This window comes from Neorhodopirellula pilleata (genome assembly GCF_007859915.1).
GTDB lineage: Bacteria > Planctomycetota > Planctomycetia > Pirellulales > Pirellulaceae > Rhodopirellula > Rhodopirellula pilleata.
This window is the reverse complement of sequence record NZ_SJPM01000015.1, coordinates 100,643-125,719: the sequence shown is the minus strand read 5'-3', so window position 1 is coordinate 125,719 and position 25,077 is coordinate 100,643. Positions and strand designations below refer to the sequence as shown.

Here is a 25,077-nt window from a genome sequence, read left to right as displayed (position 1 = left end):
GTGGTCGCCATAACTAAATACACGCCGACGCGGCGACAGCTCGCTCGAGCACGCGAGGAAGGTTGGGCGGATTGGATTCAAACGCCCCAGGACGAGGCCGCCGTCGCCCGTGGTTGCTATTTCGACATCAAGTCGGCTCTGACGACGCGTTTTCTGTTTGAACGCGTCCTGACGCACGGCAAGGCCCCTTTCGCGGGCGAACCGTTCAAGCTGCTCGACTGGCAATGGCACGGACTGATCGGGCCGCTCTACGGGTGGAAGATGCCCGACGCGACGCGGCGGTTTCTATCATCGTTCACGTTCATCCCGAAAAAGAACGGCAAGACGCAGCTCGCCGCCGGGATCGCGATTCGCGAAGCGATGGAACAAATCGGGGCACGCGTCTACATGACGGCCGTCGCTCGGTCCCAAGCCGCCGATTGTTTCGACGAGGCGGCCGGGATGATCGAACGAGCCCCGTCGCTCGAAAAGGTGTTCGATGTTCGGCGGTCGACGTATCGGGCGATCATCCCGACGCGCAACGCTTGCATAGCCGCGATCACGGCGAGCGGCGGAAGCTCGCAAGGCAAAAACGCGAACTGTTTGATCCTGGACGAGCTCCACGAATGGAAAGACCGCTCGTTTTTCGGATCGCTGCTCTACGCGACGACGGCCCGAATCAACTCGCTCGTATTCATGATCACGACGGCCGGCGACTCGCGAACGTCAATTTGCTTTGAGGAGTACGAAAGAGCGTGTCGGATTCGAGACGGCAAAGATATGTCGATCGATCACTTACCGGTGATCTTCGAAGCCGGTCCCGATGACGATTGGAAGAAGCTGGCGACGTGGGAGCGAGCAAACCCGAGTTACGGGATCACGCTACCGGTCCGGAACATCGAGGCGGCGATCAACCAAGCGAAAGGATCTCCGGAACGGATCGGCGATCTTAAACGTTATCGACTCAATCAATGGACCCAGCCCCGTGACGCCTGGCTCGACGTCCCGACGTGGGACGCGTTACCCGAGGCCGATCCGAGCGAGCTCGACGGGATGCGATGTTATGCCGGCGTCGACTTGGCTCGCGTGCATGACTTCGCCGCGTTCGTGCGTTTGTTCGAGCATGACGACGCGTCGGTTTCGTTGTTGTTCAAGTTGTGGATTCCGGCCGACCTGGTTGTCGAGAAAAGCCACACGGATCAGATCCCGCTTGCCGATTGGGTGTCGCGTGGATTCGTGACCGCGACACCGGGGGCGTCGATCGACTTTTCGCTAATCCGTCGTGAGATCGTCGAGGCTCACAAGCAAACGCCATTGAAGGAACTCGGTTACGACCCGGCACTCGCCGAGCTGCTCTGCAACCAAATGCTACGCGGTGAGGACGGTCTAAATACGGTGCAAGTTCCGCCGCGAATGGGATACATGAGCCCGCCGTCGACGGAGTTCGAACGGCTAATCGACGCCGGCAAAGTCCGACACGATCACAACCCTGCGGTCTCTTGGATGGTCGGAAACGTGATCGTCTATCGCGACAGCAACGATCAGATTCGCCCGATGAAAGGCCGATCGAAAGGGCGAATTGACGGGATCACGGCCGCGATCATCGCGATTAACCGGCGGATGCAAGTCACGATCGAAGACAAGCCGACGCACTACGACACCCACAAAGTCGAGTTTATTTGATGTTGAAAACGATCTTACAACTTGCCGCCGTAGTGCTCGAGCTCGTCGGACGTCAAACGGCCGAGCGAGGTTTCGAGGTCGCATTCTTCAAACGTGGTTCGCAATGCGTGCTGCTTTGCGCTCTGGTGAACCTGGTCGTCTTGGCGGTGACCTACTGGCCGCTCGTCGCCGCGTTCGATCTCGGATTGATCGCGATCGTTTACACGATCGAGAAACGATCGCGTTTGCTTCGCTTCGCTTCGCTCGTCGAGAGTGAAGACACGGACGGACCCGCCGAATGAATTTCTTCGCCCGTCAATACGCGTACTGGTTCGGCCGACGCGAAACCCGACACGAACCCGCCGGCGACGCGTCCTACTATCCGGCCGACGCTTCCGTCGGTCCGTCTTGGTTCAACTTCGGCGGCAATGGCTTAACCGTCGATCGACTCGCCGGCTATCCGCCCGTCGCGCAAGCCGTCGGCATGATCGCCGGTGATATCTCGTCGCTGCCGTTGTGCGTTTACCAGCGGACCGGGAAACGCGATCGCAGCAAGGCGAGCGACCACGAAGGACACAAGCTCGTCAATCTCGACGGATCGCCAAACGAGTACACGACGCCGTTTGATCTCTGGTTCGACTTCTATCACGACGCGTTGCTTCGCGGGCTCGGTCTGCTATGGATCGAACGCGTCGGCATCCGACCCGTCGGCCTTCATAGGCTCGATCCGGACGCCTGGTATCCCGTCAAAAAGAACCGCCGCGTTTACTGGGTCAACCACGGATCGCCGCCGATCGTGATCCCCGACGCCGACGTGATTCATCATAGCGGCGTTCGGCTCGATGGCTTGAATCCGACGAGCCCGATCCGACGCTATGCAGACACGTTCAACGTCGGAACATCATTGCAAAAGTTCGCTTCAACATTCTTTGAGAACGGCGCTCACGTCGGCGGCATTCTCAAGGCACCGCAAGGCGCAAGCCCGGACGCGATCGACAACGTCGAGGAGGGCGTCCGAAAGAAAACCGATCCGAGGAACTGGTTCAAAACCTTGATCCTCCGCGATGGCTTTGAATGGATCAAAACGAGCGTCTCGCCTCGAGACGCCCAGGTCGGCGAGCTCGACGAAAACGAGACTCGGCACGTCGCCCAAATCTACAACATTCCGCCGTCGCGTCTCGGCCTGAAGGATAGCGTCGCCTACAACTCGCTCGAGCAGGAAGAGAAACGCTATATCCGATCGACGTGCGGCCCTCATATGCGTCGGGTGATGGCTCAATGCAATCGAAAGCTGATCCGGCCGAGCGAGGCCGCGTCGCACTTCGTCGAGTATCTCGTCGACGCCTTGCAATGGACCGACGCAGCAGCCCGAGCTGCGATCGCGACCCAAGGCATCCACGCCGGATGGCTGGCGGAAAACGAGGTCCGGCACTGGCATAACTTGCCGGAGGTCGAAGGACTCGACAAGCCTCAACGTTCTAACGTCCAACCCAAGCAACAAGAGGTCAACCCCGATGCCTAAGACCCAAACTTACACGCGGCCGGCCCACACGGCCGCATCACGAAACGAGATCCGGACGGCGATCCTTCCGCGATCGCTCGCCGCGATCGAGAGCCGCGTCGACGGCGAATCGCCGATGGTGATCGCCGGCTACGGCGCGGTGTACTACGACCCGGCCGACCCGACGACCGAATACCGGATCATGCCGGATTTTGTCGAGCGGTTCCGTCGCGGTTGTTTCGATACGTTCCTCGAGTCGAAACGGGATTGCTATTGCGCCCCGTATCACGACGAGCGACGCGTTCTCGGCCGTCGATCGCGGTTGATGAATCTCACGAGTGACACGCGAGGCCTTCGGTACAGCGTCCCGCACGATCCCGACGACCCGGACCATACCGCGATCGCCGCGAAAATTAGGCGCGGTGATGTGTCCGGGTCGTCGATCGACTTTGCCGCCGTCGCTGAAGAGTGGCGGCGAGATCCCGAAACCGACGCCGTGATCCGCGAAGTGATCGAGGCGGAAGTGTTTCATCTCGGCCCGGTCGTCGGCGAAGCGTATTCCGGAACGACGGCCGAGATCCGGACCGACCAACGTTCAGGGTGCGACGGTTGGCAATTGTTGCTCGACCGCAAGGCCGCATTCGAAGCCGCCGAGACGGCCGGCCATGACGCGTTGCTGATCGAGATCGATTGCCTGCTATTGGACTAAGCGATGTTCCGAATGATCTTACTGGTCGCGTCGCTCGCGATCGCCTCGACTTGCAACGCTCAATCCGTTCCCGACGGGACGCTCGTTTTCAGCAACAAGAAAGGGATCGTCGGCCGAGTCGCTCGACGGATCACCGGAGGCGATCGATACACACACGTCGGCATCGTGTTTGATGGCTACGTCTATGAAAGTGACTGGCCGCGATCGAAGCGAACTCCGGTGCAATCGTATGGAAAACCGGGAAGCACGAACGACTACTACGCCCCGTCGACGCCGATCGATCGGGATCGACTCGCCGCGATGCGATCGCAAGCGAACGCGACGCTCGGCACGCCTTACCGCTTGCGAGGATACTTCCGGCCTGGCGTGACGTCCGCCGGCACCTGGTGTAGCCCCTACGTCGGCCGAATACTCGCCGCCGGCGGGTCAAGTCTATCAAACCATGATCGACACGAACCGCAAAACCTACTGCGACGCGTTGGCGGAGACCACCGCTTGAGCAGCCGCGTGCGTCGCTAATCCATGATATCTGACTAACCTATTCCGACAAAATTCCAACCTACTCCGACTTTTATGTCAGGCCAAACTCTAGCTCTACCGTCACTCGTTGCAGCGTCATCCGGTCTCGGATCTTTGCCTCTGACTGATCCGTACATTATTGGTCAGTCTTGGATTGACCCAGGATCGGGAACCATCAAGCGATCAAGACCGTGGATAAACCCTGGCCGGTCAGAAATACAGGTCGGCGGATTGCCGCGATCCCAATGGGGCGACTACGGCGATGGTGATTGGTGGACAGGGGGCCAAGGAGCGGTTGGTCGCACTTTGGTTCTTGGCGGCCCGAAATACCAGATTCGTCAATCCGGCTTTATCACCGGGGGCAGTTACAGGAGTGCTTCGTTTTTTAGTGATGTGCTGACAAGACTAATGATCTTACGACTAACTGGATCGACATGGTCGGTAGTTGCATCGACAGATTTGCAATCTGGGTTTTCAGCGGACTCCGAAAATGATTTTGTGCTCGCAAGCCCGCTTGCGTGTAATGTTGGTGATTATGTTGGACTCTTCTTAACTAGGACATCTGATTCGTCGTCAACGATTGTTGCAACGGCAGATGCCAATGCAATCACCTACTACTCACAGGGTGATTTTTCAAACGGCGGAAGCGACATCGGCAGCGAAGGTTCCGACACCACGTACAACATGCACATCGCAGTGGACGCGGTTGCCCCATATTTGTCTGTGACCGGGGATTCTCTCGTTGAGGGCCACAACACTGCCACACCTTGGCACAGTTACCTGCACGCCGGAAACACGGTTGGCGGCAACCAAGATGCGGAGCCGGGTGGTGTCATTCGATCAATTTTAACCGGATTGACTCAGCAAAATCATGCACTAGGTAGCACTGATTTTGCGTGGTGCCGGTCAACTGGGGTGCCAGCAGCGGTCGCCAGTGGTGCAAGTGCAATATGGATACACTGCGGCGTTAACGATCAGGACAATGGACGAACGATTGAGCAAGTGATCTCAGACCTCGACGCAATCAGGATCTTGGTGCCGTCGGAAACACGGTTGATTTTGAGCGAAATCTTGCCGTGGACCGGCTCAACAGATTCGGCGGCTGCGGAAATTCGCGAGTGGAATTCGGCGATCTCCGAATGGGCAGCATCAAATGATGCGGAGCGAGTGTTGAGCCACGCGGCATTTGGGGTTAATCGAGTCTCGACAGGTCAGCCGGATGACCTAAATCCCGACTACGACAACGGGGATAACGTCCATCTATCAACAGATGGAGTGCAGAAACTAGCCGAGCTAATCGCTGCTCAAATCTACAACGGGAGTGCAACATGACCGCGACAGTAGTGCAAATTTTGGCTGGCACGTCTTCGACTGGCATCACGCTAGCGGCATTGAGCGGGACAACTGGATCAGCGTCAAATCCGTACACGCCGACGTTTGTCGCTGGCAACATAGCCACGATTACGGTTGACGGATTGGCGGGCGATTGGGTGTACACAGATGGACTTGGGTACTCAGGCATCATTCGCGACTTAGTTTCCGACGGCACAATTGTCGAACTAGGCAATGTGCCTAGTACGGAGGAAATCGCGACGCGACTCCTCGTCACGCCTGAAAACAAGCTCGCGACCAGTGCGGACGGGCGAGTCACCACGACACTGACAGCGACCGCACTGGCCGACGAGATCATTCCACGACTGGCCGGAATCACGATCACGATCAACTCGCCATCGTTCAGCGGTGCGACCGGATCGGATCTCGACGTCGAGCAAGGCGACGACTACGCGACGCGTCCGGCTCGAATCGACATCGTCTCGGCCGAGGACCTGACGGAGTACAAATACGTCCTGGCCGCAAGGCTGCCCAGCAACGCCGACGCGGGACTCGCGCTCGAGATGACGATCCAAGAGGACGAGGTCGGGCAATACGCGTTGTTCGCGCCGACGGCCGAGCAAACCGAATCGTGGTCGATCGGAACTTATGAGCTGCGACACCGGATCAAGATCGCGGCGAACAAGTATCACACGGTCAAGCGAGGCCGCCTCAACGTGACGCCGTTTGACACGCCGGCCAACGCCGTCGACGTCGACCCGCCGGCCAACGCCGTCGACGTCGACCCGCCGGCATAAAAACGCCGACACGGCCGGGTCGATCGTTCACAATCTTTCGCCAATCGATTGACCCCTTTCCACCTTTCCCAAGGCCGAGCCGTGCCCAAGCTCCAAGAACTTCGCGAACGTCGCGAGAAGATCCGCACCGAGATCGAGAAGACCCGACAAACCGTCGCCGAACGTCGCGACAACAAAGAGCACGCCGGGCCGATCTTGACCAACGAAGAGCGCACCGCGTTCGACAAAATGAAGGCCGATTATTTATCGGTCAACGAGGAGGTGAAGGCGGAAGAGGGGGCGGTCGATATCGACGACTTCCTGACGCAAACGGCCGAGCACGAACAGCGCTCACGCCGAGGACCTGGCGGCCGTCTCGATCCTCTCGGTGATGATCCGTTGCCCGGTGGCGATGGTGCGAGCTACGGCGACGCACTCGGCACGAGCGACCGCTCGACGTTGCGTGAGCACGCTCGCCGAGAGCTCCGGCAAACGCTCGCCATGCAAGCGTGGGCGTTGTCCGCAAACTGTGCGGACCGCATCACCGACGAGCATCGTCAAGCCGTCCACGAAACCCGCACGCAAATGGGCGTCGACTTCGAAATCGCCGGCCTTCCCGAGCATCAACTTCGCGAGCTGCGGACTCGAGTCCGTGGATACGCGAAAGAACGTCGGATCGACGAAGCGTCTCGTTTACTGCCGAGCCTGGTCCGCGAATCGCGAGCCGTCGCGGCCGTGGCCGGTGCGGCCGATATGGCGAACTTGGCTCCGGAGGTCGCAAGCGTAGCGATGGAACGGGCGTTGATCACGATCGGCGGCATCGTCAACGCGGCCGACGTGATGGTGACGGCGACCGGCAACAAGATGACCTGGCCGACCGCCGATGATACCTCGAACGAAGGCAAGCAGATCGACGAGGTGACCGCCCAGTCGCCCGACGGCACCAAACCGACGATCGGGGCGTTCTCGGTTTCGTCGTTCGAGTTCTCGAGCGACTTCATTCGTCTCGGCAACCAAACTTTGCGTGACAGTCCGACGGCGTTCGTCGCGGCCGTTTCCGCGATGATCGGCGAGCGTCTCGGCCGTGCGATCAACCGCAAGGCAACGAGCGGGGCCGGCACGACCACACTCCGAGGTCTCGAACTCGGTGCCGTCGTCGGTTTCGAGATGCCCGACGCGGTGACGTTCGCCCATGCCGGATTGCTGAAGCTGAAGCATTCCGTCGACGGTGCCTATCGATCGGTCGCATCGTGGATGATGAACGATGAGATCCTCGTCGAGATCATGTTGCTGACCGATGACAACGGACGGCCGCTCTACGTGGAAGCGAACGACGGCCGTTTGCCGACGTTGCTTAATCGCCCGGTCGAGATCAACAACCATATGGCCGCCCACGGTACGAGCGAACCGAACCGCGCTCGGATCATCTTCGGCGACTTGATGAAGTACAAGCTCCGTCTCGTCGGCAACGTCCGGACTCAAGTCTACCGCGAGAAGTTTGCCGAGTACGACCAAACCGGTTACGACGGCAAGCGAGGAGCCGACGGCGGCGTGTTGAACGCCGGCGGCGATCCGATCAAGTCGATGCTCTTCCCTGAAGAAGAGTGATCTAGCGATTCAACCCCTGAAGGCCGGCGTGTCTTGGATTGCCCAGGACACGCCGGCCGCCTTGTTCTAATAACTGTGAGGGGCCGGCCTTGTGACTCGCCGGCCCGAATGCAAAGGCCGGCCGGTTCTTTTACTCCTTTCGGAACCGGCCGGCCGTTTTTGTTTACCGACCGATTCACCGGAGCGATCATGGCTAAGTTTACTTTGACAACTTCCGTCCGACGCGATGGCGTCAACTTCAAACGCGGCGACGAGATCGAACTCGACGAAGCAACCGCCGCGAAGTACGGCGAACTGGGATGGCTCGAGGGAACCGAACCGAAAACGCGCCGGAATCCAAAACTGGCCGCCAAGAAATCCGCGTCGAAAACCAAAAGCGGGCCCAGAGCGGCGACGAAGGCGGAAACGACCGACAAGGCGACCGGCAAAGCGGAAAACAAGCAGGCCGGAAACGTCAGCGGTGACGTCGACGCGAAACCGGTCATCTGATCGCGGAACATTCGCGAAGGTGAAACCAACTCGAGCGAGTCCCCAACGATGGCTAAAAAGAAATCCGCCGCGCAACACGTCGACGCACCCGAGGCCGCACCGCCTCGAGTGAAGGTCGACGCCGAGAACCCGAAGCTATCCAAGGCGATGCTCGAGCGGTTGCTATGGCTCAACATGCAACGGCGTACCCTCGAGTCCGAAACTCGCAAGCTGCGAACCGAAGAGGACCAACTTCGCGACGTGGCTTTCGCCTGGCTGGAAGAGCGCGGCGTGAAGAGCGTTAAGAAGTTCGGGATTCGCGTCGGTCAAAAGATCGGCCGAGCCTACGTCGCCTGGCAAAAGGCGTTCATTGCCGAATGCGGTAGCGAAGCGGCCGACAAGTTGGCCGCGTCCGCACCGAAGTCGGTTTCCCTCGAGATCGTCCGTGAGGCCTGAACTTGTCGACTCCGATTCGATGGACGTTTGCCGCGATCGCTCTCGATAGCGCTCTGATCGCTCTGCCGTGGATCAAGCGTCACGCTAGGATCTACGCCGACGACGATGATTCGTATTTAACCGAGTTCCTCGTCCCGGCTGCCGTCGAGACGGTGGAACGCGATACGGGTTTGCGAGTGAATCCCGTCACCGCGGCGGCCGAGCTGCCGGCCGGGACGCGATCGGTCCGGCTGCCGGCGTCGCCGTTCGTTTCGGCCGTGGTGAAAGCGGTCGACGACGACGACAACGAAACCGTGATCGCCGGATCGACTCACGACGGCAAACGGCCGGGCGTTCTCGAGATCCCGGCGATCGCATCCGCTCACAAGGCTATACGCGTCGCTGTGACATTCGGACCGCAGCCACCCGCGCCGACGGTCCGGATCTTGATCGCGACTCTGGTCGCTCACTGGTTCGAGCATCCCGAAGCCGTCACGGCCGACGGCGACGCGAACGAGGTGCCGCTCGGCTATCAACACCTGGTCAAGTCGTTGCAACCCTTTGCCGATGGCGTGCGAGTCGTGGGGGGCGAGTGATGGACTACGCGAGTATCGGAAGCGTGCTAAACGCTTTGATCGACATCAAGGGCAAGCTCTGGGAGGAGCAAAAGCTCGTCTACAAAATGACGAGCTGGTTTCGACCGTTCACGAAACTGCGTCAACGCCGGTTGCTGAAACGATACGAACGGCAATTCGAGGACGCTCTCTATGACTACGACTGTTTCCAAGAGATTCGCCTCAAATGAAGTTCCTCGAAAACGTCTTGATGGTCTACCTATCAATCGGCATGTTTACCGCCGCCGCGTTTCATCTCGTTTTCGGTGAAGCCGACGGATCGACGCTCGCGAGCGTTTTGGTCTTTTGGCCGGTGTATTGGTTCATGGCGATCGTGTTCGCGGCGGCGGCTGCCGGAGCGCCGTACTAATGTCCCAAAGCAAACTGCGACGCGAAGGCGGCGACTTTCGGATAGGCCGATTGCGTGACGCCGTCGACGTGCTATCGCCGACGCGAACCGAAAACAATTCGACCGGCGAGATCGAAACGACGTGGTCGGTCATCCTGTCGAAGCTGCCGGCACACGTCCGCGCCCTGCAGGCGGAACGCGGTCGGCAAGTCGTCAGCGTGACGCGTTTGGAAGTGACGATTCGCTATCGCCAAGACTTGACCGGCGATCTCGAACGCCGGCTCTTCGTCGACGGTCAGCAATGGCGAGTCACGGCAACGATCGATCCGGATCGTCGTCGTCGGTTCTTGATCATCACGGCCGTTCGCATGGATCTCGTCGACGAGGGCTCCGGATCATGATCCAAGTGCAATTCGAAATTGACGAGGCGGCGTTCGCTTACGTCGACAAGCTCGAGGCGTCGCTGCGTGCCGGCGTGCTCAATGACGCGGCCGAGTCCGCCGGCGAGATCGTCGCGGCGGATGCGAAACCTCGAGTGACCGCCCCGGGCTATCGCGGCGACAAGGCCGGATTGAAACCGCTTCGCGATTCGATCTACGTCGTTGTGCGTGAGTATCGCACGGTTGTGATCGCTCTCGTCGGCGGTGCCTGGCCTGAAGGAGCACACGGCCACCTCGTCGAGAACGGCCATATCCAAAAGCTGCAGAACGGCGGAACGATGCGAGTCCCGCCGCATCCGTGGCTACGGCCGGCCGTCGAGGCGACGCGATCGCAGCAAGCCGCCGCGATCGAATCACGACTTAAACAAGCGGCCGAGGGGATTCGATGAACGGACCGATCCGAGCAATCCGAGCGATCATTCTTGGCAATGCGGCATTGGCGGCGAAACTCGCGACGCCGGCGGCATTAGGCGGCGGTTTCGCGGTGCGGCCTGGTTCGACCGCCATCGATGACAGACCCCCCTACGTGCTGCTGTGGAAGATCGACGACCGGCCTGTCGAGGGCCTGACCGGTCCGACGGTTTTGCGTGAGGCGATCGTTCAAGTCGAGTCGTACTCGCCGAACAAATCGGAAGCGGCGGCGATCGCGGCGGCGATCCTGTCGGCCGTGCAATCGTTCGGCCGTGGAAACGCCGACGACGTATGGGTCGCGTCGATAACTGAAAGAGACTCGAACTCTCGCGAAGAACCCGACCCGCTCGGCGGCGAAACTCTGTTAGCCGTCGAACAAACGGACTTTCGGATGTTCTATCGCGATAACAATCCGCCGACCCTTTAGAGATGAGCCCCGTCGATGGTTCCTGATACCGGCCAACTTGCGACCGCCGTTTTTGCTATTCACGCCGACGACGGCGGCGGAACGTTTCAAGCTCGAATGAAACAGATCGGCGAGCTGCAGCGCACGATCGACGCTCTCGAGACGTCGCACCTGACCACTGAAGACGAGAAGAGTTATATCCCCGGCGATCTCGTCGAGCCTGGCGAAATCGAGATGGAGTTCTTTTGGAACGGTGCCGCCTTGCCGCCGGACGCTCGCGTTCGTGCGACGTTGACGGTGACTCTGCCGGCGGCTCCGGATCAATCGGCGGCCGCTAGCTGGGTCGCGTCTGGTTTCTTCACGCTGCGATTGCTTCCGTCCGCGCAGCTCAACACGATCATGATGGGCAAGACCAAATTCAAGCTCGACGGCCAAGCCACGGCCGACGGCGGAACGAAGTTCACGTTCACCCCGGCGACCGTCGCTTAATCAGCTCGCCTTCACTGACTCGATTCTCTTTCCATCCTAGGAACTTTCCCAATGACTTCAGACGAAACCATCGCCGACGTGTCGACGGCCGACGAGCTCGAGCAGATCGCGGCGACGCCGACGGCCGCCGCATCGCAAACGCCGGTTGATCCGCCGGTGATCGTCGAAACCGACTTGGTCGACGATTCAATCTCGATCGAGATCACCGAGCGTTTCGGATTCCGCAACGTGCGGGGCAAACCGAGGCGAGTCCCGACGGGTCACCTGAACGTGATCGTTGACGGAAAGATGCACGCGTGGACGATGGCAGCCGGCGGGCCGATCTTCGCTCTGGCCGAGTTTCTTCCGGACGAAATCCCGCAAGTCGTCGAGGCGGTGCGGAAGTTCACGGGCGAAGAGTCGCCTCGAGAGTTCTATTCGAACGACACGCCGTCGCAAGCCGAGATCGACAAGCTGACCAACAAGCGATAAGCGATCACGCTGGAAGCCTGTTTTCAATTCCGTCAATTCATCCTTAGCAATTTCAAACAATGTCCGAAGCAACCGAAACCCAAACTCTCGGCCGTGCCGAGCTCGACCAACTCGCAAAGCCTCGTTATGGATCGTTCACGTTGCCGACCGGGGCGCGGATCGTGTTCATGTCGCTGCGTCGCAGCGTGCTCTACGCGATCGACGCCGGCGTGTTTGATTCCGAAGGGAATCAGGTCGAGGGACGCCTTCGTGAGCGTCCTGCCCGCATCCTGGCGGCGTGCTTGTGTGATTCCAAGGGTGCCCGGTTGTATCGCGATGACGAATGGGAACGCGTCGACAACTTGCCGCCGGACGTGTTCGAGCCTCTTTGGGCGGCCGTCCGCAAGCATCTCGGTTTTGACGACAAGGCGGCCGACGACGAGGCGGCGGACTCGGCAAAAAACTAATCCGATCGCCCCGGATTCGCTTCGCGTTCCGGTTGGCGATCGCTCTGGGTATCCCCGACCCGATCGAGTGGATTGATTCCGTCGAGCCGGCCGTAATTGACCGGTGGCTCGAGTTCGATCGATTCGAACCGATCCCGTCGCCGTGGCTGCAGTCGGCGACGATCGCGGCGGAAGTCTACCGCGTCGCGTCATGGATCGCCGCAAGCAACGGCGAGAAGCTCGACGCGAAGCGTGTGGCCGACTTCATGCCGAAAACCGCCGACGCGTCCGACGGCCGTGCGAGCATGACCACGGATCAAATGGCGGCGTGGGCCGCGTCCATGGTCAAACTGAGGTAGCCGGCAATGTCAAAAACCGTCGAAGCATTCAATTACCGGATCGGGCTCGACGTCTCGAAACTGCAGGCCGGCGGGATCATCACGAAGCGCGAGCTATCGCAGCTCCGGCGTGACTTCTATCGCCTGCAGGAACCGGCCGAGCAATCGGCGGCGACGGTGAAGCGTTTGACGGACGCCTTCCGCGTCGGCGCGATGGATCAAAAGACCTACGCGACGGCAATGGAGCGGATCACCGCTCGGCAACCCGAGGCGATCGCAGCTCGCAAGGCCCAGACGGCCGCCGAGACCGACGCGGCCGCTATCCGTCGCAAGCTGATGACCGACGACGAGCGGTACCGCGCCGAGCAGCTCCGGATGATCGACATGATCAACCGGGGCAACCTGACGCGAGCGGAGGCGACGCGACACCTGAAGGAATACAAGTCGCAACTGCCGAGCGTGGTCGCGGCCGAGCGGGAACGCGTCGCGGTCGAAAAGGAAGCGTCGGCCGTTCGCCGTCGCCTGCAGACCGATTCGGAACGCTACGCCGACGAGGTGCGGAGGATCCGAAATCTGGTCGACCGTGGAAGCCTGACGCAAAGCGAAGCGACTCGGCACCTACGCGAGTATCGTTCGCAGCTACCGGCCGTCGTCGCGGCCGAGGAGCGACGGGCGGACCTGCAACGGCGCGGCGCCGCGCTGACGGACCGCTACGCAACCGCGTCGGAACGCCTGACGCGGGAGCTGCGAGAGGAACGTCGCGAACTCGATCGACTGCGCAAAGCCGGAGCGATCGACGAAACAACATTCCGACGCGGCGTCGCCGACATCGCCCGACGCGGTGCCCCACAACGTCCGGACTCGCCGTCCAAGCCAAAGCTACGCGACGAGATCGACAACATGCCGATGATCGGCGGCCTGGCGGGGCGAGGTGCTTCGCTGGTTCGCATGGGGCCGGCCATTGCAGGCTTGGCGGTTGGGCTCGGCGCTGCCTACGGTGCGTATCGCTTAGCCTCGTCCGCAGCGAGCGCGTTTAGCCAAAGCGTAGCCGAGCAAGCCGATCTCGTTGTGAAAATGGATCGATCAGCCCGAATGCTAGGCACTTCGGTGCAAGACTACGCGGCGATTCAATTCGCCGCGTCGCAAAACGCTGGAATGTCGGCCGACCAAACGATGGTGGTTGTCACAAAACTTTCAGCCAAGATCAGCGAGGCGGCTGCCGGCGGCGGCGACGCGTTAGCTTCAATCCAAGCTCTCGGCCTCGACGCGTCTAAACTGGCCCTAGAAGATCCCGCGATCGCCTTTCGGCAAATTGTCCAAGCGGCTAGCGAGGTCGCCAATCCGATCGACCGTGCTAGGATCGCGGCGAAGCTGTTCGAGGAGGAGGGCCTTGCGCTTGCCGATGTTTTGGCTGGCGGTGCAAAGGGCCTTGATGACGCCAAGAGGGCAGCCGATCGCTATGGCCTAACGGTCAATGACGTTCAGTCGCTTGGACTCACTAACGCGGTCGATTCCGTTGGCGAGCTGCAAGCTATCTGGGACGGATGGGCTAGGCAAGTCACGGTTGAGTTTGCACCTGCGGTGACGGCGATCGCCCAGACGATAAGCGGCATGGCACCGATGGCGGGCGAGATGGGAGGCGGCATTACGCAAGCGGCTGACTCAGCCGTCGAGCTCGCTGCCTACATGGCGGAAACGTCGGTCTACGTTACTCGATTCACGAGATTGCTTTACGAGGCGGGCACTAGAGACATTATTGGATTGGGCGTCGCCATCGCGAAAGCGTTCGAGCCCGTTACCGTCGGCGATGACATTCGAAACAACTACCTGGCGGCAAAGAAAGCAGCGGAAGAGGGTGCAGCCAAACGGAAGGAAGAAGCGGAGGCATCGAGACAAATCGCCGCCGAGCAAGTGGCCGCCAAGCAAAACGCCGCCAAGGTTGTGAATCCTGAAGTCGACAACTACGCCGAAGAACTTCGGCAACTGAAGGAACGCAATCGCGAGCTGACGCTCGGCGCGGAAGCGTCAGACGCTTATCTACTCAAAAACGCCGAGATCGACGAACCGATCAAACAAGAGATTGCGGCACTCCGAGAGCGGAACAAAGAGCTCGAGAACGCTCAAAAACTGCGAGACCAAGAGAACTCGCTGCGTGATCAAGTCGAAAAGGCGAAGATTGCCGAGCAGCTCAGAAACATGAATCCGCGTCTATCCGATCGCGATTCCGAAGAGCTTGCGGGATTACAACAACAGGGCGCGACCCCAGAGCAATTGCAACGAACGTTCGAAATGCGTCGTGAGCTCGAGCTGATCGAACAACGCAATAAAGCAAGGGACACTGAACGTGATCGGCTCAAAAGCCTAGCGGCCGAAGCCGCCAAGATCACCGAGACGCAGCGCGGACCGGTCGCACAACTGGCGACCGAACTAACCGACTTGCACGAAATGCGAATGCGGAACCTCTTGACCGAGGCCGAGTTCGAAGCCGCCAAGCGTAACGCCGCGATGCAATTCGTCGACATCCCCGACGACCTGGCAACCGCCGGCGGCGACATCACCGACGGCTCGCAAGTCTACGCCGCAATGGTCGACGATCAAAACGTGTTGCGAAAGAACGAAATCGAGCAAGCCGAAGCCGATCGCCTCGAGGCCGCCGCGATGCGACTCGCCGGCATCGAGCAGCAACGAGTTAACCAAGCGATCGAAGTCACCGCTCAGATGCAACAACAAGCCGCCCTGGCCGAACGCATCGCCGGCGGCGACGCGATCGCCAACCGGTCGACCGAAGCGACGACAACCAAAACGGCGGCCGAAGCCGCCGGCGGCGACGTGTTCGAACGGATCGCGATCGCGAGCGAGCAAGCAAGCTCGGCCTTGTCTCAATGGCAAATCATAGGAGTCTGAAAAATGGCAAAGGTCAAACACGCTCGCTACGGCGATCGCACTTCGAGCGAGTCCGACAAGGATGGCAAGAGCACTCGCAAGTTCACCGGCGTTTGGGACGTCCACCTCGATTCAAACGACCCTGATCCGATATCCGGATTCGAGGTCCTGCGAATCCCCGGCGTGCCGATCCCAGGCTATTCGGTCTATTCGCCGCGTCCGGGTTTCGTTGTCCCGTTCACAATCTGCCGATCCGCAACGCCGAACCCAGTCCAAGGAAGCCGCCGTTATTGGCAAGTCGCTTGCACGTTCGAAATGATCGGAAGCAAAGAGCAGAAAGAGCAACCCCAATCGGCCGACCCGTTCTCGCTCGCCCCGACGGTCGAGCCGTTCGTTGAAACGACCGATCACGTCATGTGGTACGACTACGACGGAAACGAGATCGTCGACGTGTTCGGCGACCTGTACGCCGAACCCGTTCGCGCACCCATCACGCTGAAAGGCGTAACGGTGAACCGATACGTGAGTTCCTATGACGAGCACACGCTCGGCAATTGGCTAAACGCTACGAATGATGACGACTGGCGAGGCCAACCTGAAGACGCTTGGATGATCCGAAGCGTAAAAGGCCAAGAGGTCGAGTTTGGAACCTACACGATCGGGCAGCTAACTTTCGAGATCCTATCGCACCCCGTCGAGTTCAAGGTCTCGATGGGAGGAGCCGCACCAAAGAAACACCGAACCGGATGGCTCGCCGTCCGGGCCGCTCGATCGAACACGTTCCTTGATACCGAAGGCGATCGCGTTCCGTTCCGTCGCGAGAAAGCCGGCTCGCCCGTGTCGATGACTTGGCTCGACATGGACGGACACCCAAGCGAGGAAATGCTCTTTCACGCGTTTCGAACACGACCGCAAAAAGACTTCGACGAGATCGCCTAACATGCCTGCAGTCTACGGATTCGCCGACCAACAAACGGCCGAAACGCTAAAGCGGATGGCCGTCGGTTCACCGGTCGACATCGACGACGACGAACTCGACGACGTGATCGGATGGGTTCTCTTCACGCCGCCGAGCGGAATCCCAGCACTCGAAACCGAAACGAAGGAAACGGAGATCCCGTCGGCCGAATGCGAAGCGTGGGCTCTAGTCGAAGTCGGCGACGTGGTTCATCGCCGGCCTGTAAAGAATCCCGACGGCGAGCACTATATGATTCGCGTCGCAAACATGGCCCCCGAAGCGATCGCCGGCGGAAAGTTCATCCGAGCGAGCCGAGTCGTCGGCGGCGCTTTGCTGATCGACTACGCGCCGTGCTAAACGGGTCCGTCTCGGTCTAAATTAGTTCCGGAAAACCCGCGTTTTCTCACGCGGCGGCCGCACAAGTCGAAAAAACGGCCGAATTTCAGCGACCACCCCCCCCCTCCCCAAAACCTGCGGGTTTTTTTTCCGAGTTACTACGTGCGGTCTACGCCAAAATGGCAGCCAGAAAAGACGGGGGCGTCGCCGCCGCCGGGTGGGGGTCTCTCCGGTGCAGGCGGTGGTTGCCGCCGTGAACGCGTTGCACGCTTCACCGGTGCAGATGATGGTTAACGTATTCCGAACGCTTTAGCGTCGATCCCGCAACTCTCTCGCGTTCCTAAGAATCGCAACCAGCTCGCCATGCCCGTCATCGCGAACACCAAGCTCGTAGAGGACGTTCGCGACCGTTTCCGCGAATTTCTCGAATCGCTCGAGCCGATCCGCCGTCTCTTTGAGGCTGCCGAACATAACCGGAACATCGCGGAGAGCTGCGGCCAATTCACGAAGTTTGTCGGCGTCGGATGGCTCGGCGACGGACTCGCTCGTTTGGCTCATTCTTTCCGAAGCTTCCGAGCCTGATTCAAAAGTCGGACGATCTCGGAATCACCCGCGTCGCCGGCACCCCAGGCGGAAACGATCTCCTCTACGGAATCGAGAAAGTTTTCAAGATTCTCGATTCTGGTCGCGATCGCCTCGAGGTCGTCGACGTCGCCGTCGTCGGTTCCGAACATGATCGGAACGCCGCGAAGCAGCTCGGCGATCTCGCGAAGTCGATCGGGATTGCTGGTCTCAACGAAATCTTCCGATTCGTCGCTCATGAGTGGATTCCGAAGGGGGCGGGGTGAAGGACCGGATTCGTCTAAGTCTACACCGGACTGTCGATCCGGAGGTTGCGGGTTCGAGTCCCGTCCGCGTCGCTTTTGAAATTTTGTTTTTTGCCGGGAATAAGATTTACCCGGTTTCGACAGCATGGATGCTACGAGTCACCTGACGGAGTGTAGTCGATGCAGTCTCGCATTCACGAAGACTTCAAAAGTATTAAGGCCAATCTCGACGATGGAGAGTTCTCCGGCGATAGGGCGATCGTCGTGGCCTTGCAGGTTGTCGCCGAGTCGATCGCGACGCTAAACGATTCGGTTGTCGCTCTTCATCGCGAAGTTCGCTCGAAGGGCACGGTCCAAGACTTAGACGGTATCCATTCGGAACTGGTCGACGCTGTTAGTGAGCTTCGGACGCTCAATGCTCAGGTGGCGACTCAGAATTAACAGGGCTGTTTTCGATGACCCCAACTTCGACAAGAAATCCTTCGATTGCTCGCAGTGATAGCGACTCGCTTTGGTCTGCGTACCGCGTGCCCGTCGAAAACAAACTTCCGTCGCGAGCGCGGGAGATGACCTTTCTTTCGAAATTGGCTCGTCTCGCTTCGAATGCGTCTCGCAATTCGCGAACGGGGATACAGACTTCCATCGTCATGACCTTTTGAAAAACGGGAACGAACTGAACGACTGAATCATAACAAACCATTCGAATCTGGTCTGGTGCTGTAACACCCGGCCGCTAAGATTCGTGGGCGGCGAAAGCCGTAGCCGGCCTCCGACATCTCTTTGGGTGTTTAGTACAACGGAGGCCGGCTTTTTTTCAAATCGTCCGAAGGCACCCGCATGACGAACGAACGTGGCTTGTCCTGCTTTCAGGTTTTTTGCATCGCTTGCACAGCCGTCATGATCCTGAGTTGGTTCGTGTGCGGTGGTTGCTTACTGATCACGCACAAGGTTTCGGACACGATCGCCGAATCGAACAAGCAGTTTGGTATCGAGCAAGCGGCGAAACGCAAGGAAGAGGCGGCGCGGCGAGCTGCGATGACACCCGAAGAACGGTTGAAAGAGGATCGCGTAGCGGAACTATATTCGGTTCACTCTGTGGTCGAATACATGCTGAAGCCAAAGTTTCCCACAATTCAAATGGACCTAAAGAGCCGTTCTGAGCTGCTTGTTGAAGAGTTCGGGATAGTCAACGGCACTTTCAAAACGACGAACCCTCTTGGTGAGTTCACGCACGTTTACGAGATGCAAGTGAAGTTCAACAAAGGGTCTAAAGAGTTTCGGCAGATCGCTGTTAAGATCGACGACAATCTTCGCGTTCAAGACCAGCAAGCCTACGACGAGCTTTCTCAAAAGTAGCGAACCTCTGTTGACACGCGGACGGGATTCGCTATTTTCGCGGGTGTACTAAACACCTGCGGCACGCGTCGCAGTGGCTTTACAGAGCCTCTCAGCCTTACAGGGCTGGACTTCTTCGACGCGGACCAAGGGTAACACGAAACCCTTTTGACCCAACCAAAGCAATGCGTTTTTGACGCTGCGCTGATCGTTGGGTGATGGTGCCGAACCATGCGAATAATGAATTTCGCGCGATCACTTGCGCATTGTTTGCGCATCTCTTGTGGACCCTCGAAATACGCTCGCTCGTTGGCGTGGGCCGCTATCTGTTTAGGATTTTCTTGGACGCTGGCGACGTGTGCGGAGGTTAGGATCGATCTCGCCTGCAATCAACCATTGACGAGGCAACCTGATGATTCGACCGATCCAACCCCACCAAACCCTTCACTCGCTCGACGATTATTTTCGGCTCGAGTTCCTTCCCGAAGCGATCGACCGGGGGCTCTCGAACGATCGGATCGGCGAGCTGAAACAAGCCGTCTTTCGTTGGAAATGGTGGACCGAAAAGGGCCGCGAATCGTTGACCGGGGAAAAGGACCGGACAGTGAGTCCGGGGCTTGGCGACGTGACGCCGCAAGCACTTTCCGAGTTCCGCCGGAGCGTGATCGGGCAGGAAATTCCGGGGCGAGATGGAAAGTCGCGGAAGGTCTCGCCGCGATCGCTGAACAAGACGCTACAGGCGATCGAGCAGATTCTCGCCGCCGCCGTCGAGGACGGGACGCTCGACGAGTCGCGGGGGCTAGTCCGCGTGCGGAAGGTGCCGCAACCGCGTCAGATCGGGAAGCTGGTTATTCCCGACGAGACGATCGCGGCGATTTTCAAGGCGTGCGACGTGGCGACGTGGCCGGACTCGGCCGGGAGCAAGCCGATCGATCCGCCTTCGTTTTGGCGGGCGGCCGTGGTGATGTTCGCGACGTATGGGATGCGAACCCAGGATCTCATTCGATACGAACCGCACTTGCGGCCGATCCGATGGTCGTCGATCCGGCCGGCCGGGATCAATCCCAGCGAAAACGGGTCGATCGAGTCGCCGCTCGGTTGGCTCGCGTGGGTTCCGAACAAGACACGCGGCCGAAAGTCGTTTCCGTTGTGCTTGCCGATCACGCCGGCCGTCGGGCATTGGCTCGGCCGTTGGCGCGAGTCGTTCGCGCCGGACGATCAATCGGCCGCGTTGTTTCCGTGTCCGTTGTCGAAGGACGGCGTCTACGGCCAATGGCGGCGGATACTTGCCGAAGCCGAAGCGAAGCCACGGCCGAGACTCGAGTTCGATGCGGACGGGAACGTCGAGGAGTCGTCACGCGAGTATTTGATAAAGCATCTGCGATGCACGGCCGGGACTCGAGCCGAATCGCACGGATCGACGATCGGGTACACGGGCGTCGGCCGTTGGATCACGGGGCACGTCTCGAACGATGTTTTCGAGCGTCACTATCACGGCCAAGAGCGACCGATTTTCGACACGCTCACGACGCTGCCGATGCCGACCGGAATCTTGCCTACCGATACGCAGTCGCCGATGAGGCTGCGGGTCGTCGGATAACGATCACTACCGTTACGGTCCAACATCGTTGTTGGACCATTCCCAAGGCCGCTCGGTCGATGTGTTGCGCATCGGCCGGGCGGCCTTTTCTTTTGATGAAAGGCGTAAGGATGAAGTCGATTCAAGTTTGGGTGTCGGAAGAGACCGAGAGTTTCCTTCCGTTGCTCGTGGCTACGACGACGAGGGCTTGCGAGATCAACCGTCGGTTGTTCGAGCAGCACGTGCGGACTGTCGAACAGCATAACCAGGCGTGCAGCGACGAACTGTGTAGGCTTCAGCACGAAGCGGAAGTGAAGAACAAGCGGATCGCTTGCGAGGCGATGGAAGCGAATTTGAAGATCCTCGTCGACATGAAAAACCAAATCGCGATCGCGAACAAAAAGGCGGCTCGTGATGCAAAGTGAAGCCGTCCAAAAAGCGAAGAGCGAACTCGACGCGATGGTCGATCGAAAAACGATCGTCGCCGAGCTGCGGGGCGATCGCTGCCGATGCGGATCGACCAAGGCACGCGGGCAAACGTTTTGCCGAACGTGCTACTTCCTGATTCCGCCGTCGACGCGGAAGCGACTCTACGAACGAATCGGCGAAGGCTACGAAGGAGCCTATCGCGAATGCTGCGACTACCTCGACGAGAAGGGGAAAGCAAAGCCATGAACCGCGAAATCTATCTCGCGATCTCCGAAGACGACGTGAAGAACATCGATCGAGCGATCGGCGAAGCCGAGAGCCTGGTCGACTCGGCCGCGATCGTCGCCATGCAAGCCGAAGCGGCGCTACGCGATCACCGATCACGGTGCAACGTTCGCGGCTGCCGGACTGAAAACTATCTGCTCGAGGTCGCCGATCAAGCGATCGAACAGCAACGCGGGCGATCGGACGTCAAATCGCTCTTGGAAACCATCCGAACCAAACTCAACGAACCAAAACGGGAAAGGGTTAAAAACATGCTCGTTATCAACCGTCGCGAAGGCGAAGCAATCGACATCGGCGACGATATCACGATCGAAGTCATCCGCACGCGATCGAATCAAGTCCTGATCGGAATCGACGCACCGCGTCAAAAGCGAGTCGTTCGCGTTCCGAGATCCGGAGAACGCGTCGCGTTGCCGGCGTTGCCTGTTGTGCCCGCTCAAAGCAACGAGGTGACGCAATGATAACCAAAGAGCAAACTGTCAATCGAATCGAGAACATGGTCGCAAACCTTCCCGATCGAATGATCACGAATCCCTACACGCCGATCCGGTTGATCGCCGAAGGCCGTAAGCTCGGCGACTTCCGCGATCGACTCAAGATCGAGAATCATGCCGATTGGATGCTCGTCGTCGATGGTGCTTTCACGTTCGCCGCGACCGATTCGGGTAACTCGGAAAAGCTATCGCAGATCGAGGATCTCCTGGCGTTGATCGAAGCCGACCGAAAGGCGGTGCGTCATGGATAGCCGCTATGCCGATTGCTGGTTCGCCGTCGACGGGACGAACCTCGTTTTCAAAGACGTTTGCACGGGCGACATAACCGGCTCACGATTCCGCCGCCGGCTCGAGTGTCTCAATCGTCAGTGGATGCCTGAACGAATCATTGTCGCGTTCGATCCCGACGACGGAACATCATTCCGGCGTGATCTGTACGCGAACTATAAAAGCAACCGAGGACCAAAACCCGAGGGCCTCGAGCACGCGATCGAGTCGGCGAAGCGTGCTTGTTACGACGAGTGCGTCGACTGCGTGACGGTCTCGACGTTCGAAGCCGACGACGTGCTCGCGACCGTCGTTAACGGTGCGTTGATGGTCGACCGTCGCGTCGTGTTGTTCAGTAGCGATAAGGACCTGCGTCAATTGTTGCTGGCCGGCCGCGTGACTCAATGCACCCAGCTATCGAGAACGGGCGATCGGCTGAACGGCGAATTTCTGACGGAGCGTGATATGGCGAAACTGAACGATGACGGCCGACCGGTATTAGGTGCGCTCGCTGAACAGTGGATTGAGTACCAAACATTGCGCGGCGATCCTGGCGACAAAGTGCCGGGCGTCCGTGGCATAGGTGAGGAACACGCGGCGGAGCTGCTGAGTCGATACGGGACGATCGATAACCTATGTCAACAAGCCGTCAAACTGGCGAAGGTCCCTATGCCAGAAAAGAAGGTGTTAGCCGCTCGAGAGGACGGAACACTCGACTTGATGCGAGAGCTCGTCACGCTGCGTAGCGACGTACCGATCAGCGCGGCCATGATGGAAATGGAGGTACCGGCGTGATTCAATTCACCAAACCGGTCGGCTCGAGTGCCGACATCGGGTTCCCGGTTCTGACAGACGGCCGACGTCGCTCGCTGATTCAATTGCGATCAAGAGCGAAGATTCGATTCGAACGAATGGCGGAGATCCTGGCCGCGATGGTCGCCGATAAAAACATCGGCAAGGAGCTAATCAAGTCGGCGACGGCCGTTCGCGAGCGGTACGCCGACCTGCAGGGGATCGTCGAGCTGCAATTCTCTGAGTTTCGAGCCGACCGACGCGGGAGTTTCGGCCCAGACGATCAGCGAGATAACGACGACATCGCCCATGAGATGAAGCAGCTCGATAGCGACTTGGCGCTCGTGATCGACGGCCGCCTGGCCGACGTGAGAGCGTTCTTCGACAAGGGTCATTCATTGCCGCCGATCTCGCCTTTGTTCGCTCGCGTGCCGTCGGAACGGAAAGCGAGGGTCAAATGAACGACGCCGATCGAATGGACTTCGATGAAGCGGTCTCGCTCGCGCAGCGTATTCGGGCCGATCGAAAGGGCGTGATCGTCCGAGCGGTCGGCCGATTCCTAACCGACGCGGAACTTCGCGGCGACGATCAAGAGCGTTGGGGCGTGTCCGTGTTGCTCGCCGACGGCCGAAGTACCGTGTTCTGGTCGACGCTGGCCTATGCGATGCAATCGCCGCCCCGAGACGCGAAACGGCCCAAGCGTGACGCGAAGCGGCCGAAACGTGAAACGAAGCGGCCGAAACGTGAAACGAAGCGGCCGAAACGTGAATCGATCGACTCGCGTCAGGAGGCTTTATTTTGACGCGTGGAACGAATGGAAGCGAACGGCCGTTGATCGACGCGGCCGAGGAGGCCCAACGCGAAGCGGAAACGCGTAAGCGACTCTGTCGCGAACGAATCGCCGCGATGAAGGATTGCCTCGAGCGAGCCGGCTACACCGAGGGAACGTCCTACTGGTCCGTCGGGATCATCATCGCCAAGGTCGCGACCGGTTGGGAGTCGATCGAGTGGGAGCTCGATCGACTCGCGAGCGATCGCGAGTTGGCAACATCGAGCGACAACATCGAATCCCGCCGCCGGATCGTCCGCCGTGCGCTCGCCGAGCTGCAGGCCGACGGGATGGTGACGTTCGAGTGTGTCGTCCCAAGCGGCCGACGCGGGCGCGGCCACAAATCGCGACTGACGATCGAGCTAAACCGGGCCGTGATCGTCGGCGATTCGCCGCTCTTGGAGCGAGCGCAAAAGCCGGACACTGACCCGGACAACGGCCCGGACACTGACCCGGACAATGGGCCGGACAGAACCGGGACACTGACCCGGACAGAACCGGGACAAATCAAAAATCAAACTGCTTTATATTCCTTTCCTAAAGATTCCGGTCCTCTCTTCCTTGAGGATGGCGAACCGAAAGGCAAAACCGAGGGCGCGGAGGACCATGAATTTTCGAGGTTGGAATTTTCGACCACGGCCGACGCGACCGTGCCGACGTGCGTCCGACTCCTCGACGCTCTCGGGTCTCGGAACGAATGGCCGGCCGGCGATGTTCAAACCGTTTGGCGAGTCGCCGCCGCCCTCGACGCCGGCCTGATCGCCGAAGCCGATGCGATGACGGCCGCCCGGGTCGCTCGTGACTTCGGCAAGCGATCTCGCGTCGGCCTGTTTCGGTGCAAGCTGGCCGAACGCCTAGAGCTCGATTCTGACGGCCTGGCTCGCCTGCTCTCACGCGTCCGGATGAAAAACGGCTATCCGGCCGTCCCACCGGTGCGGCGTGTCAAGAGCGATCACGACGCCGCGATCGCCGCAAGCGTGAAAGCCGCCCCGGTGCAGACCCGACCCAACGAACGAACCACCCAAACCGCAGCGCGGCGACTGTTCGCCGAGCTGGTATCGATCCGCTAACCAAAGGGAAGCAACCCGGTGACTAAAGCAAATCAGGATTTTCAACGTTGGTTTTTTCGAA

Annotated in this window: 36 protein-coding genes and 1 tRNA gene; 35 read left to right on the top strand and 2 right to left on the bottom strand. The window is 59.5% G+C overall.

Annotation, left to right across the window (positions count from 1 at the left end; genetic code table 11):
- From Pla100_RS25375 to Pla100_RS25265, 23 genes are all read left to right on the top strand, one after another.
- Window positions 1-1,662 carry a terminase large subunit gene (locus Pla100_RS25375; RefSeq protein ID WP_146581319.1) on the top strand — a complete coding sequence of 554 codons (1,662 nt, stop codon included), beginning with the start codon at window positions 1-3 and terminating at the stop codon, window positions 1,660-1,662.
- The gene (locus tag Pla100_RS25370) at window positions 1,662-1,943 is read left to right on the top strand and encodes a hypothetical protein (RefSeq protein ID WP_146581317.1); all 282 of its coding nucleotides are present in this window, start codon (window positions 1,662-1,664) and stop codon (window positions 1,941-1,943) included. Before Pla100_RS25375 ends, Pla100_RS25370 begins: the two co-directional genes overlap by 1 nt.
- The gene (locus tag Pla100_RS25365) at window positions 1,940-3,163 is read left to right on the top strand and encodes a phage portal protein (RefSeq protein ID WP_146581315.1); all 1,224 of its coding nucleotides are present in this window, start codon (window positions 1,940-1,942) and stop codon (window positions 3,161-3,163) included. The genes Pla100_RS25370 and Pla100_RS25365 overlap by 4 nt, the downstream gene beginning before the upstream one ends.
- Complete coding sequence (locus Pla100_RS25360) at window positions 3,156-3,851, top strand: HK97 family phage prohead protease (RefSeq protein WP_146581313.1); 696 nt, start codon at window positions 3,156-3,158, stop codon at window positions 3,849-3,851. Before Pla100_RS25365 ends, Pla100_RS25360 begins: the two co-directional genes overlap by 8 nt.
- 3 nt (window positions 3,852-3,854) lie before the next feature.
- Window positions 3,855-4,370, top strand: coding sequence for a C40 family peptidase (locus Pla100_RS25355; RefSeq protein ID WP_146581311.1), 516 nt, complete (start codon window positions 3,855-3,857; stop codon window positions 4,368-4,370).
- 231 nt (window positions 4,371-4,601) lie between these two features.
- Entirely contained in the window at window positions 4,602-5,702 is a 1,101-nt protein-coding gene (locus tag Pla100_RS25350) for an SGNH/GDSL hydrolase family protein (protein ID WP_146581309.1), read from the top strand.
- Window positions 5,699-6,499 (top strand): hypothetical protein, encoded by an 801-nt coding sequence (locus Pla100_RS25345; protein ID WP_146581307.1) that lies wholly within the window; start codon window positions 5,699-5,701, stop codon window positions 6,497-6,499. The genes Pla100_RS25350 and Pla100_RS25345 overlap by 4 nt, the downstream gene beginning before the upstream one ends.
- 81 nt (window positions 6,500-6,580) lie before the next feature.
- Window positions 6,581-8,086 (top strand): phage major capsid protein, encoded by a 1,506-nt coding sequence (locus Pla100_RS25340; protein WP_197168216.1) that lies wholly within the window; start codon window positions 6,581-6,583, stop codon window positions 8,084-8,086.
- 189 nt (window positions 8,087-8,275) lie between these two features.
- Window positions 8,276-8,575 (top strand): hypothetical protein, encoded by a 300-nt coding sequence (locus Pla100_RS25335; protein WP_146581303.1) that lies wholly within the window; start codon window positions 8,276-8,278, stop codon window positions 8,573-8,575.
- 48 nt (window positions 8,576-8,623) lie between these two features.
- Window positions 8,624-9,010, top strand: a complete 387-nt coding sequence (locus Pla100_RS25330) for a hypothetical protein (protein ID WP_146581301.1) — start codon at window positions 8,624-8,626, stop codon at window positions 9,008-9,010.
- A gap of 2 nt (window positions 9,011-9,012) precedes the next feature.
- Window positions 9,013-9,585, top strand: coding sequence for a head-tail connector protein (locus Pla100_RS25325; RefSeq protein ID WP_146581299.1), 573 nt, complete (start codon window positions 9,013-9,015; stop codon window positions 9,583-9,585).
- Window positions 9,585-9,794, top strand: a complete 210-nt coding sequence (locus tag Pla100_RS25320; protein ID WP_146581297.1) for a hypothetical protein — start codon at window positions 9,585-9,587, stop codon at window positions 9,792-9,794. Before Pla100_RS25325 ends, Pla100_RS25320 begins: the two co-directional genes overlap by 1 nt.
- Entirely contained in the window at window positions 9,791-9,973 is a 183-nt protein-coding gene (locus Pla100_RS25315) for a hypothetical protein (RefSeq protein ID WP_146581295.1), read from the top strand. Before Pla100_RS25320 ends, Pla100_RS25315 begins: the two co-directional genes overlap by 4 nt.
- Window positions 9,973-10,353 carry a phage head closure protein gene (locus Pla100_RS25310; RefSeq protein ID WP_146581294.1) on the top strand — a complete coding sequence of 127 codons (381 nt, stop codon included), beginning with the start codon at window positions 9,973-9,975 and terminating at the stop codon, window positions 10,351-10,353. The genes Pla100_RS25315 and Pla100_RS25310 overlap by 1 nt, the downstream gene beginning before the upstream one ends.
- Window positions 10,350-10,781, top strand: coding sequence for an HK97 gp10 family phage protein (locus Pla100_RS25305; RefSeq protein ID WP_146581292.1), 432 nt, complete (start codon window positions 10,350-10,352; stop codon window positions 10,779-10,781). The genes Pla100_RS25310 and Pla100_RS25305 overlap by 4 nt, the downstream gene beginning before the upstream one ends.
- Window positions 10,778-11,230: a tail completion protein gp17 gene (gene gp17 / locus Pla100_RS25300; RefSeq protein WP_146581290.1), complete on the top strand. Its 453-nt coding sequence runs from the start codon at window positions 10,778-10,780 to the stop codon at window positions 11,228-11,230. The genes Pla100_RS25305 and gp17 overlap by 4 nt, the downstream gene beginning before the upstream one ends.
- Before the next feature lie 15 nt (window positions 11,231-11,245).
- Entirely contained in the window at window positions 11,246-11,698 is a 453-nt protein-coding gene (locus Pla100_RS25295) for a hypothetical protein (RefSeq protein ID WP_146581288.1), read from the top strand.
- Between the two features lie 51 nt (window positions 11,699-11,749).
- On the top strand, window positions 11,750-12,169 hold the full coding sequence (locus Pla100_RS25290; RefSeq protein ID WP_146581286.1) for a hypothetical protein: 420 nt from the start codon (window positions 11,750-11,752) through the stop codon (window positions 12,167-12,169).
- Window positions 12,170-12,228: 59 nt separating this feature from the next.
- Entirely contained in the window at window positions 12,229-12,615 is a 387-nt protein-coding gene (locus tag Pla100_RS25285) for a hypothetical protein (RefSeq protein ID WP_146581284.1), read from the top strand.
- Window positions 12,616-12,647: 32 nt separating this feature from the next.
- Window positions 12,648-12,953, top strand: coding sequence for a phage tail assembly protein T (locus Pla100_RS25280; RefSeq protein ID WP_146581282.1), 306 nt, complete (start codon window positions 12,648-12,650; stop codon window positions 12,951-12,953).
- Between the two features lie 6 nt (window positions 12,954-12,959).
- Window positions 12,960-15,836: a hypothetical protein gene (locus Pla100_RS25275; protein WP_146581280.1), complete on the top strand. Its 2,877-nt coding sequence runs from the start codon at window positions 12,960-12,962 to the stop codon at window positions 15,834-15,836.
- 3 nt (window positions 15,837-15,839) lie between these two features.
- Window positions 15,840-16,754: a hypothetical protein gene (locus Pla100_RS25270; protein ID WP_146581278.1), complete on the top strand. Its 915-nt coding sequence runs from the start codon at window positions 15,840-15,842 to the stop codon at window positions 16,752-16,754.
- Between the two features lies 1 nt (window position 16,755).
- Window positions 16,756-17,130, top strand: coding sequence for a hypothetical protein (locus tag Pla100_RS25265; protein WP_146581275.1), 375 nt, complete (start codon window positions 16,756-16,758; stop codon window positions 17,128-17,130).
- A gap of 288 nt (window positions 17,131-17,418) precedes the next feature.
- Here the strand turns inward: Pla100_RS25265 and Pla100_RS25260 are convergent, their stop codons facing one another.
- Window positions 17,419-17,667 (bottom strand): MoaD/ThiS family protein, encoded by a 249-nt coding sequence (locus Pla100_RS25260; RefSeq protein ID WP_146581273.1) that lies wholly within the window; start codon window positions 17,665-17,667, stop codon window positions 17,419-17,421.
- Window positions 17,664-17,930 carry a hypothetical protein gene (locus Pla100_RS25255; protein WP_146581272.1) on the bottom strand — a complete coding sequence of 89 codons (267 nt, stop codon included), beginning with the start codon at window positions 17,928-17,930 and terminating at the stop codon, window positions 17,664-17,666. The genes Pla100_RS25260 and Pla100_RS25255 overlap by 4 nt, the downstream gene beginning before the upstream one ends.
- 15 nt (window positions 17,931-17,945) lie before the next feature.
- Here Pla100_RS25255 and Pla100_RS25250 point away from each other — a divergent pair.
- From Pla100_RS25250 to Pla100_RS25195, 12 genes are all read left to right on the top strand, one after another.
- Window positions 17,946-18,029, top strand: a tRNA-Asp gene (locus Pla100_RS25250).
- An 87-nt stretch (window positions 18,030-18,116) separates the two neighbouring features.
- A complete protein-coding gene (locus Pla100_RS25245; RefSeq protein ID WP_146581364.1) occupies window positions 18,117-18,377 on the top strand; it encodes a hypothetical protein in 261 nt (86 codons plus the stop codon).
- A gap of 396 nt (window positions 18,378-18,773) precedes the next feature.
- The gene (locus tag Pla100_RS25240) at window positions 18,774-19,292 is read left to right on the top strand and encodes a hypothetical protein (protein WP_146581362.1); all 519 of its coding nucleotides are present in this window, start codon (window positions 18,774-18,776) and stop codon (window positions 19,290-19,292) included.
- A gap of 391 nt (window positions 19,293-19,683) precedes the next feature.
- Window positions 19,684-20,871, top strand: a complete 1,188-nt coding sequence (locus Pla100_RS25235; RefSeq protein WP_146581360.1) for a hypothetical protein — start codon at window positions 19,684-19,686, stop codon at window positions 20,869-20,871.
- Window positions 20,872-20,981: 110 nt separating this feature from the next.
- Window positions 20,982-21,275, top strand: a complete 294-nt coding sequence (locus Pla100_RS25230) for a hypothetical protein (protein ID WP_146581358.1) — start codon at window positions 20,982-20,984, stop codon at window positions 21,273-21,275.
- The gene (locus tag Pla100_RS25225; RefSeq protein WP_231603573.1) at window positions 21,262-21,525 is read left to right on the top strand and encodes a hypothetical protein; all 264 of its coding nucleotides are present in this window, start codon (window positions 21,262-21,264) and stop codon (window positions 21,523-21,525) included. Before Pla100_RS25230 ends, Pla100_RS25225 begins: the two co-directional genes overlap by 14 nt.
- Window positions 21,522-22,025 carry a carbon storage regulator gene (locus Pla100_RS31180; protein ID WP_197168218.1) on the top strand — a complete coding sequence of 168 codons (504 nt, stop codon included), beginning with the start codon at window positions 21,522-21,524 and terminating at the stop codon, window positions 22,023-22,025. Before Pla100_RS25225 ends, Pla100_RS31180 begins: the two co-directional genes overlap by 4 nt.
- Window positions 22,022-22,309: a hypothetical protein gene (locus tag Pla100_RS25215; protein ID WP_146581354.1), complete on the top strand. Its 288-nt coding sequence runs from the start codon at window positions 22,022-22,024 to the stop codon at window positions 22,307-22,309. Before Pla100_RS31180 ends, Pla100_RS25215 begins: the two co-directional genes overlap by 4 nt.
- Entirely contained in the window at window positions 22,302-23,120 is an 819-nt protein-coding gene (locus Pla100_RS25210) for a 5'-3' exonuclease (RefSeq protein WP_146581352.1), read from the top strand. The genes Pla100_RS25215 and Pla100_RS25210 overlap by 8 nt, the downstream gene beginning before the upstream one ends.
- Window positions 23,117-23,578, top strand: coding sequence for a hypothetical protein (locus Pla100_RS25205; RefSeq protein WP_146581350.1), 462 nt, complete (start codon window positions 23,117-23,119; stop codon window positions 23,576-23,578). Before Pla100_RS25210 ends, Pla100_RS25205 begins: the two co-directional genes overlap by 4 nt.
- On the top strand, window positions 23,575-23,919 hold the full coding sequence (locus tag Pla100_RS25200) for a hypothetical protein (protein ID WP_146581348.1): 345 nt from the start codon (window positions 23,575-23,577) through the stop codon (window positions 23,917-23,919). The genes Pla100_RS25205 and Pla100_RS25200 overlap by 4 nt, the downstream gene beginning before the upstream one ends.
- Entirely contained in the window at window positions 23,916-25,016 is a 1,101-nt protein-coding gene (locus Pla100_RS25195; RefSeq protein ID WP_146581345.1) for a hypothetical protein, read from the top strand. Before Pla100_RS25200 ends, Pla100_RS25195 begins: the two co-directional genes overlap by 4 nt.
- Window positions 25,017-25,077: the final 61 nt, after the last annotated feature.

What these genes read in the sequence shown, in the direction of transcription:
- Pla100_RS25370 (WP_146581317.1), top strand. Translation starts at nt 1,662, where the DNA reads ATGTTGAAAACGATCTTACAACTTGCCGCCGTAGTGCTCGAGCTCGTC.
- Pla100_RS25365 (WP_146581315.1), top strand. Translation starts at nt 1,940, where the DNA reads ATGAATTTCTTCGCCCGTCAATACGCGTACTGGTTCGGCCGACGCGAA.
- Pla100_RS25360 (WP_146581313.1), top strand. Translation starts at nt 3,156, where the DNA reads ATGCCTAAGACCCAAACTTACACGCGGCCGGCCCACACGGCCGCATCA.
- Pla100_RS25355 (WP_146581311.1), top strand. Translation starts at nt 3,855, where the DNA reads ATGTTCCGAATGATCTTACTGGTCGCGTCGCTCGCGATCGCCTCGACT.
- Pla100_RS25345 (WP_146581307.1), top strand. Translation starts at nt 5,699, where the DNA reads ATGACCGCGACAGTAGTGCAAATTTTGGCTGGCACGTCTTCGACTGGC.
- Pla100_RS25335 (WP_146581303.1), top strand. Translation starts at nt 8,276, where the DNA reads ATGGCTAAGTTTACTTTGACAACTTCCGTCCGACGCGATGGCGTCAAC.
- Pla100_RS25330 (WP_146581301.1), top strand. Translation starts at nt 8,624, where the DNA reads ATGGCTAAAAAGAAATCCGCCGCGCAACACGTCGACGCACCCGAGGCC.
- Pla100_RS25320 (WP_146581297.1), top strand. Translation starts at nt 9,585, where the DNA reads ATGGACTACGCGAGTATCGGAAGCGTGCTAAACGCTTTGATCGACATC.
- Pla100_RS25315 (WP_146581295.1), top strand. Translation starts at nt 9,791, where the DNA reads ATGAAGTTCCTCGAAAACGTCTTGATGGTCTACCTATCAATCGGCATG.
- Pla100_RS25310 (WP_146581294.1), top strand. Translation starts at nt 9,973, where the DNA reads ATGTCCCAAAGCAAACTGCGACGCGAAGGCGGCGACTTTCGGATAGGC.
- Pla100_RS25305 (WP_146581292.1), top strand. Translation starts at nt 10,350, where the DNA reads ATGATCCAAGTGCAATTCGAAATTGACGAGGCGGCGTTCGCTTACGTC.
- gp17 (WP_146581290.1), top strand. Translation starts at nt 10,778, where the DNA reads ATGAACGGACCGATCCGAGCAATCCGAGCGATCATTCTTGGCAATGCG.
- Pla100_RS25295 (WP_146581288.1), top strand. Translation starts at nt 11,246, where the DNA reads ATGGTTCCTGATACCGGCCAACTTGCGACCGCCGTTTTTGCTATTCAC.
- Pla100_RS25290 (WP_146581286.1), top strand. Translation starts at nt 11,750, where the DNA reads ATGACTTCAGACGAAACCATCGCCGACGTGTCGACGGCCGACGAGCTC.
- Pla100_RS25285 (WP_146581284.1), top strand. Translation starts at nt 12,229, where the DNA reads ATGTCCGAAGCAACCGAAACCCAAACTCTCGGCCGTGCCGAGCTCGAC.
- Pla100_RS25275 (WP_146581280.1), top strand. Translation starts at nt 12,960, where the DNA reads ATGTCAAAAACCGTCGAAGCATTCAATTACCGGATCGGGCTCGACGTC.
- Pla100_RS25270 (WP_146581278.1), top strand. Translation starts at nt 15,840, where the DNA reads ATGGCAAAGGTCAAACACGCTCGCTACGGCGATCGCACTTCGAGCGAG.
- Pla100_RS25265 (WP_146581275.1), top strand. Translation starts at nt 16,756, where the DNA reads ATGCCTGCAGTCTACGGATTCGCCGACCAACAAACGGCCGAAACGCTA.
- Pla100_RS25260 (WP_146581273.1), bottom strand. Translation starts at nt 17,667, where the DNA reads ATGAGCCAAACGAGCGAGTCCGTCGCCGAGCCATCCGACGCCGACAAA.
- Pla100_RS25255 (WP_146581272.1), bottom strand. Translation starts at nt 17,930, where the DNA reads ATGAGCGACGAATCGGAAGATTTCGTTGAGACCAGCAATCCCGATCGA.
- Pla100_RS25245 (WP_146581364.1), top strand. Translation starts at nt 18,117, where the DNA reads ATGCAGTCTCGCATTCACGAAGACTTCAAAAGTATTAAGGCCAATCTC.
- Pla100_RS25240 (WP_146581362.1), top strand. Translation starts at nt 18,774, where the DNA reads ATGACGAACGAACGTGGCTTGTCCTGCTTTCAGGTTTTTTGCATCGCT.
- Pla100_RS25235 (WP_146581360.1), top strand. Translation starts at nt 19,684, where the DNA reads ATGATTCGACCGATCCAACCCCACCAAACCCTTCACTCGCTCGACGAT.
- Pla100_RS25230 (WP_146581358.1), top strand. Translation starts at nt 20,982, where the DNA reads ATGAAGTCGATTCAAGTTTGGGTGTCGGAAGAGACCGAGAGTTTCCTT.
- Pla100_RS31180 (WP_197168218.1), top strand. Translation starts at nt 21,522, where the DNA reads ATGAACCGCGAAATCTATCTCGCGATCTCCGAAGACGACGTGAAGAAC.
- Pla100_RS25215 (WP_146581354.1), top strand. Translation starts at nt 22,022, where the DNA reads ATGATAACCAAAGAGCAAACTGTCAATCGAATCGAGAACATGGTCGCA.
- Pla100_RS25210 (WP_146581352.1), top strand. Translation starts at nt 22,302, where the DNA reads ATGGATAGCCGCTATGCCGATTGCTGGTTCGCCGTCGACGGGACGAAC.
- Pla100_RS25200 (WP_146581348.1), top strand. Translation starts at nt 23,575, where the DNA reads ATGAACGACGCCGATCGAATGGACTTCGATGAAGCGGTCTCGCTCGCG.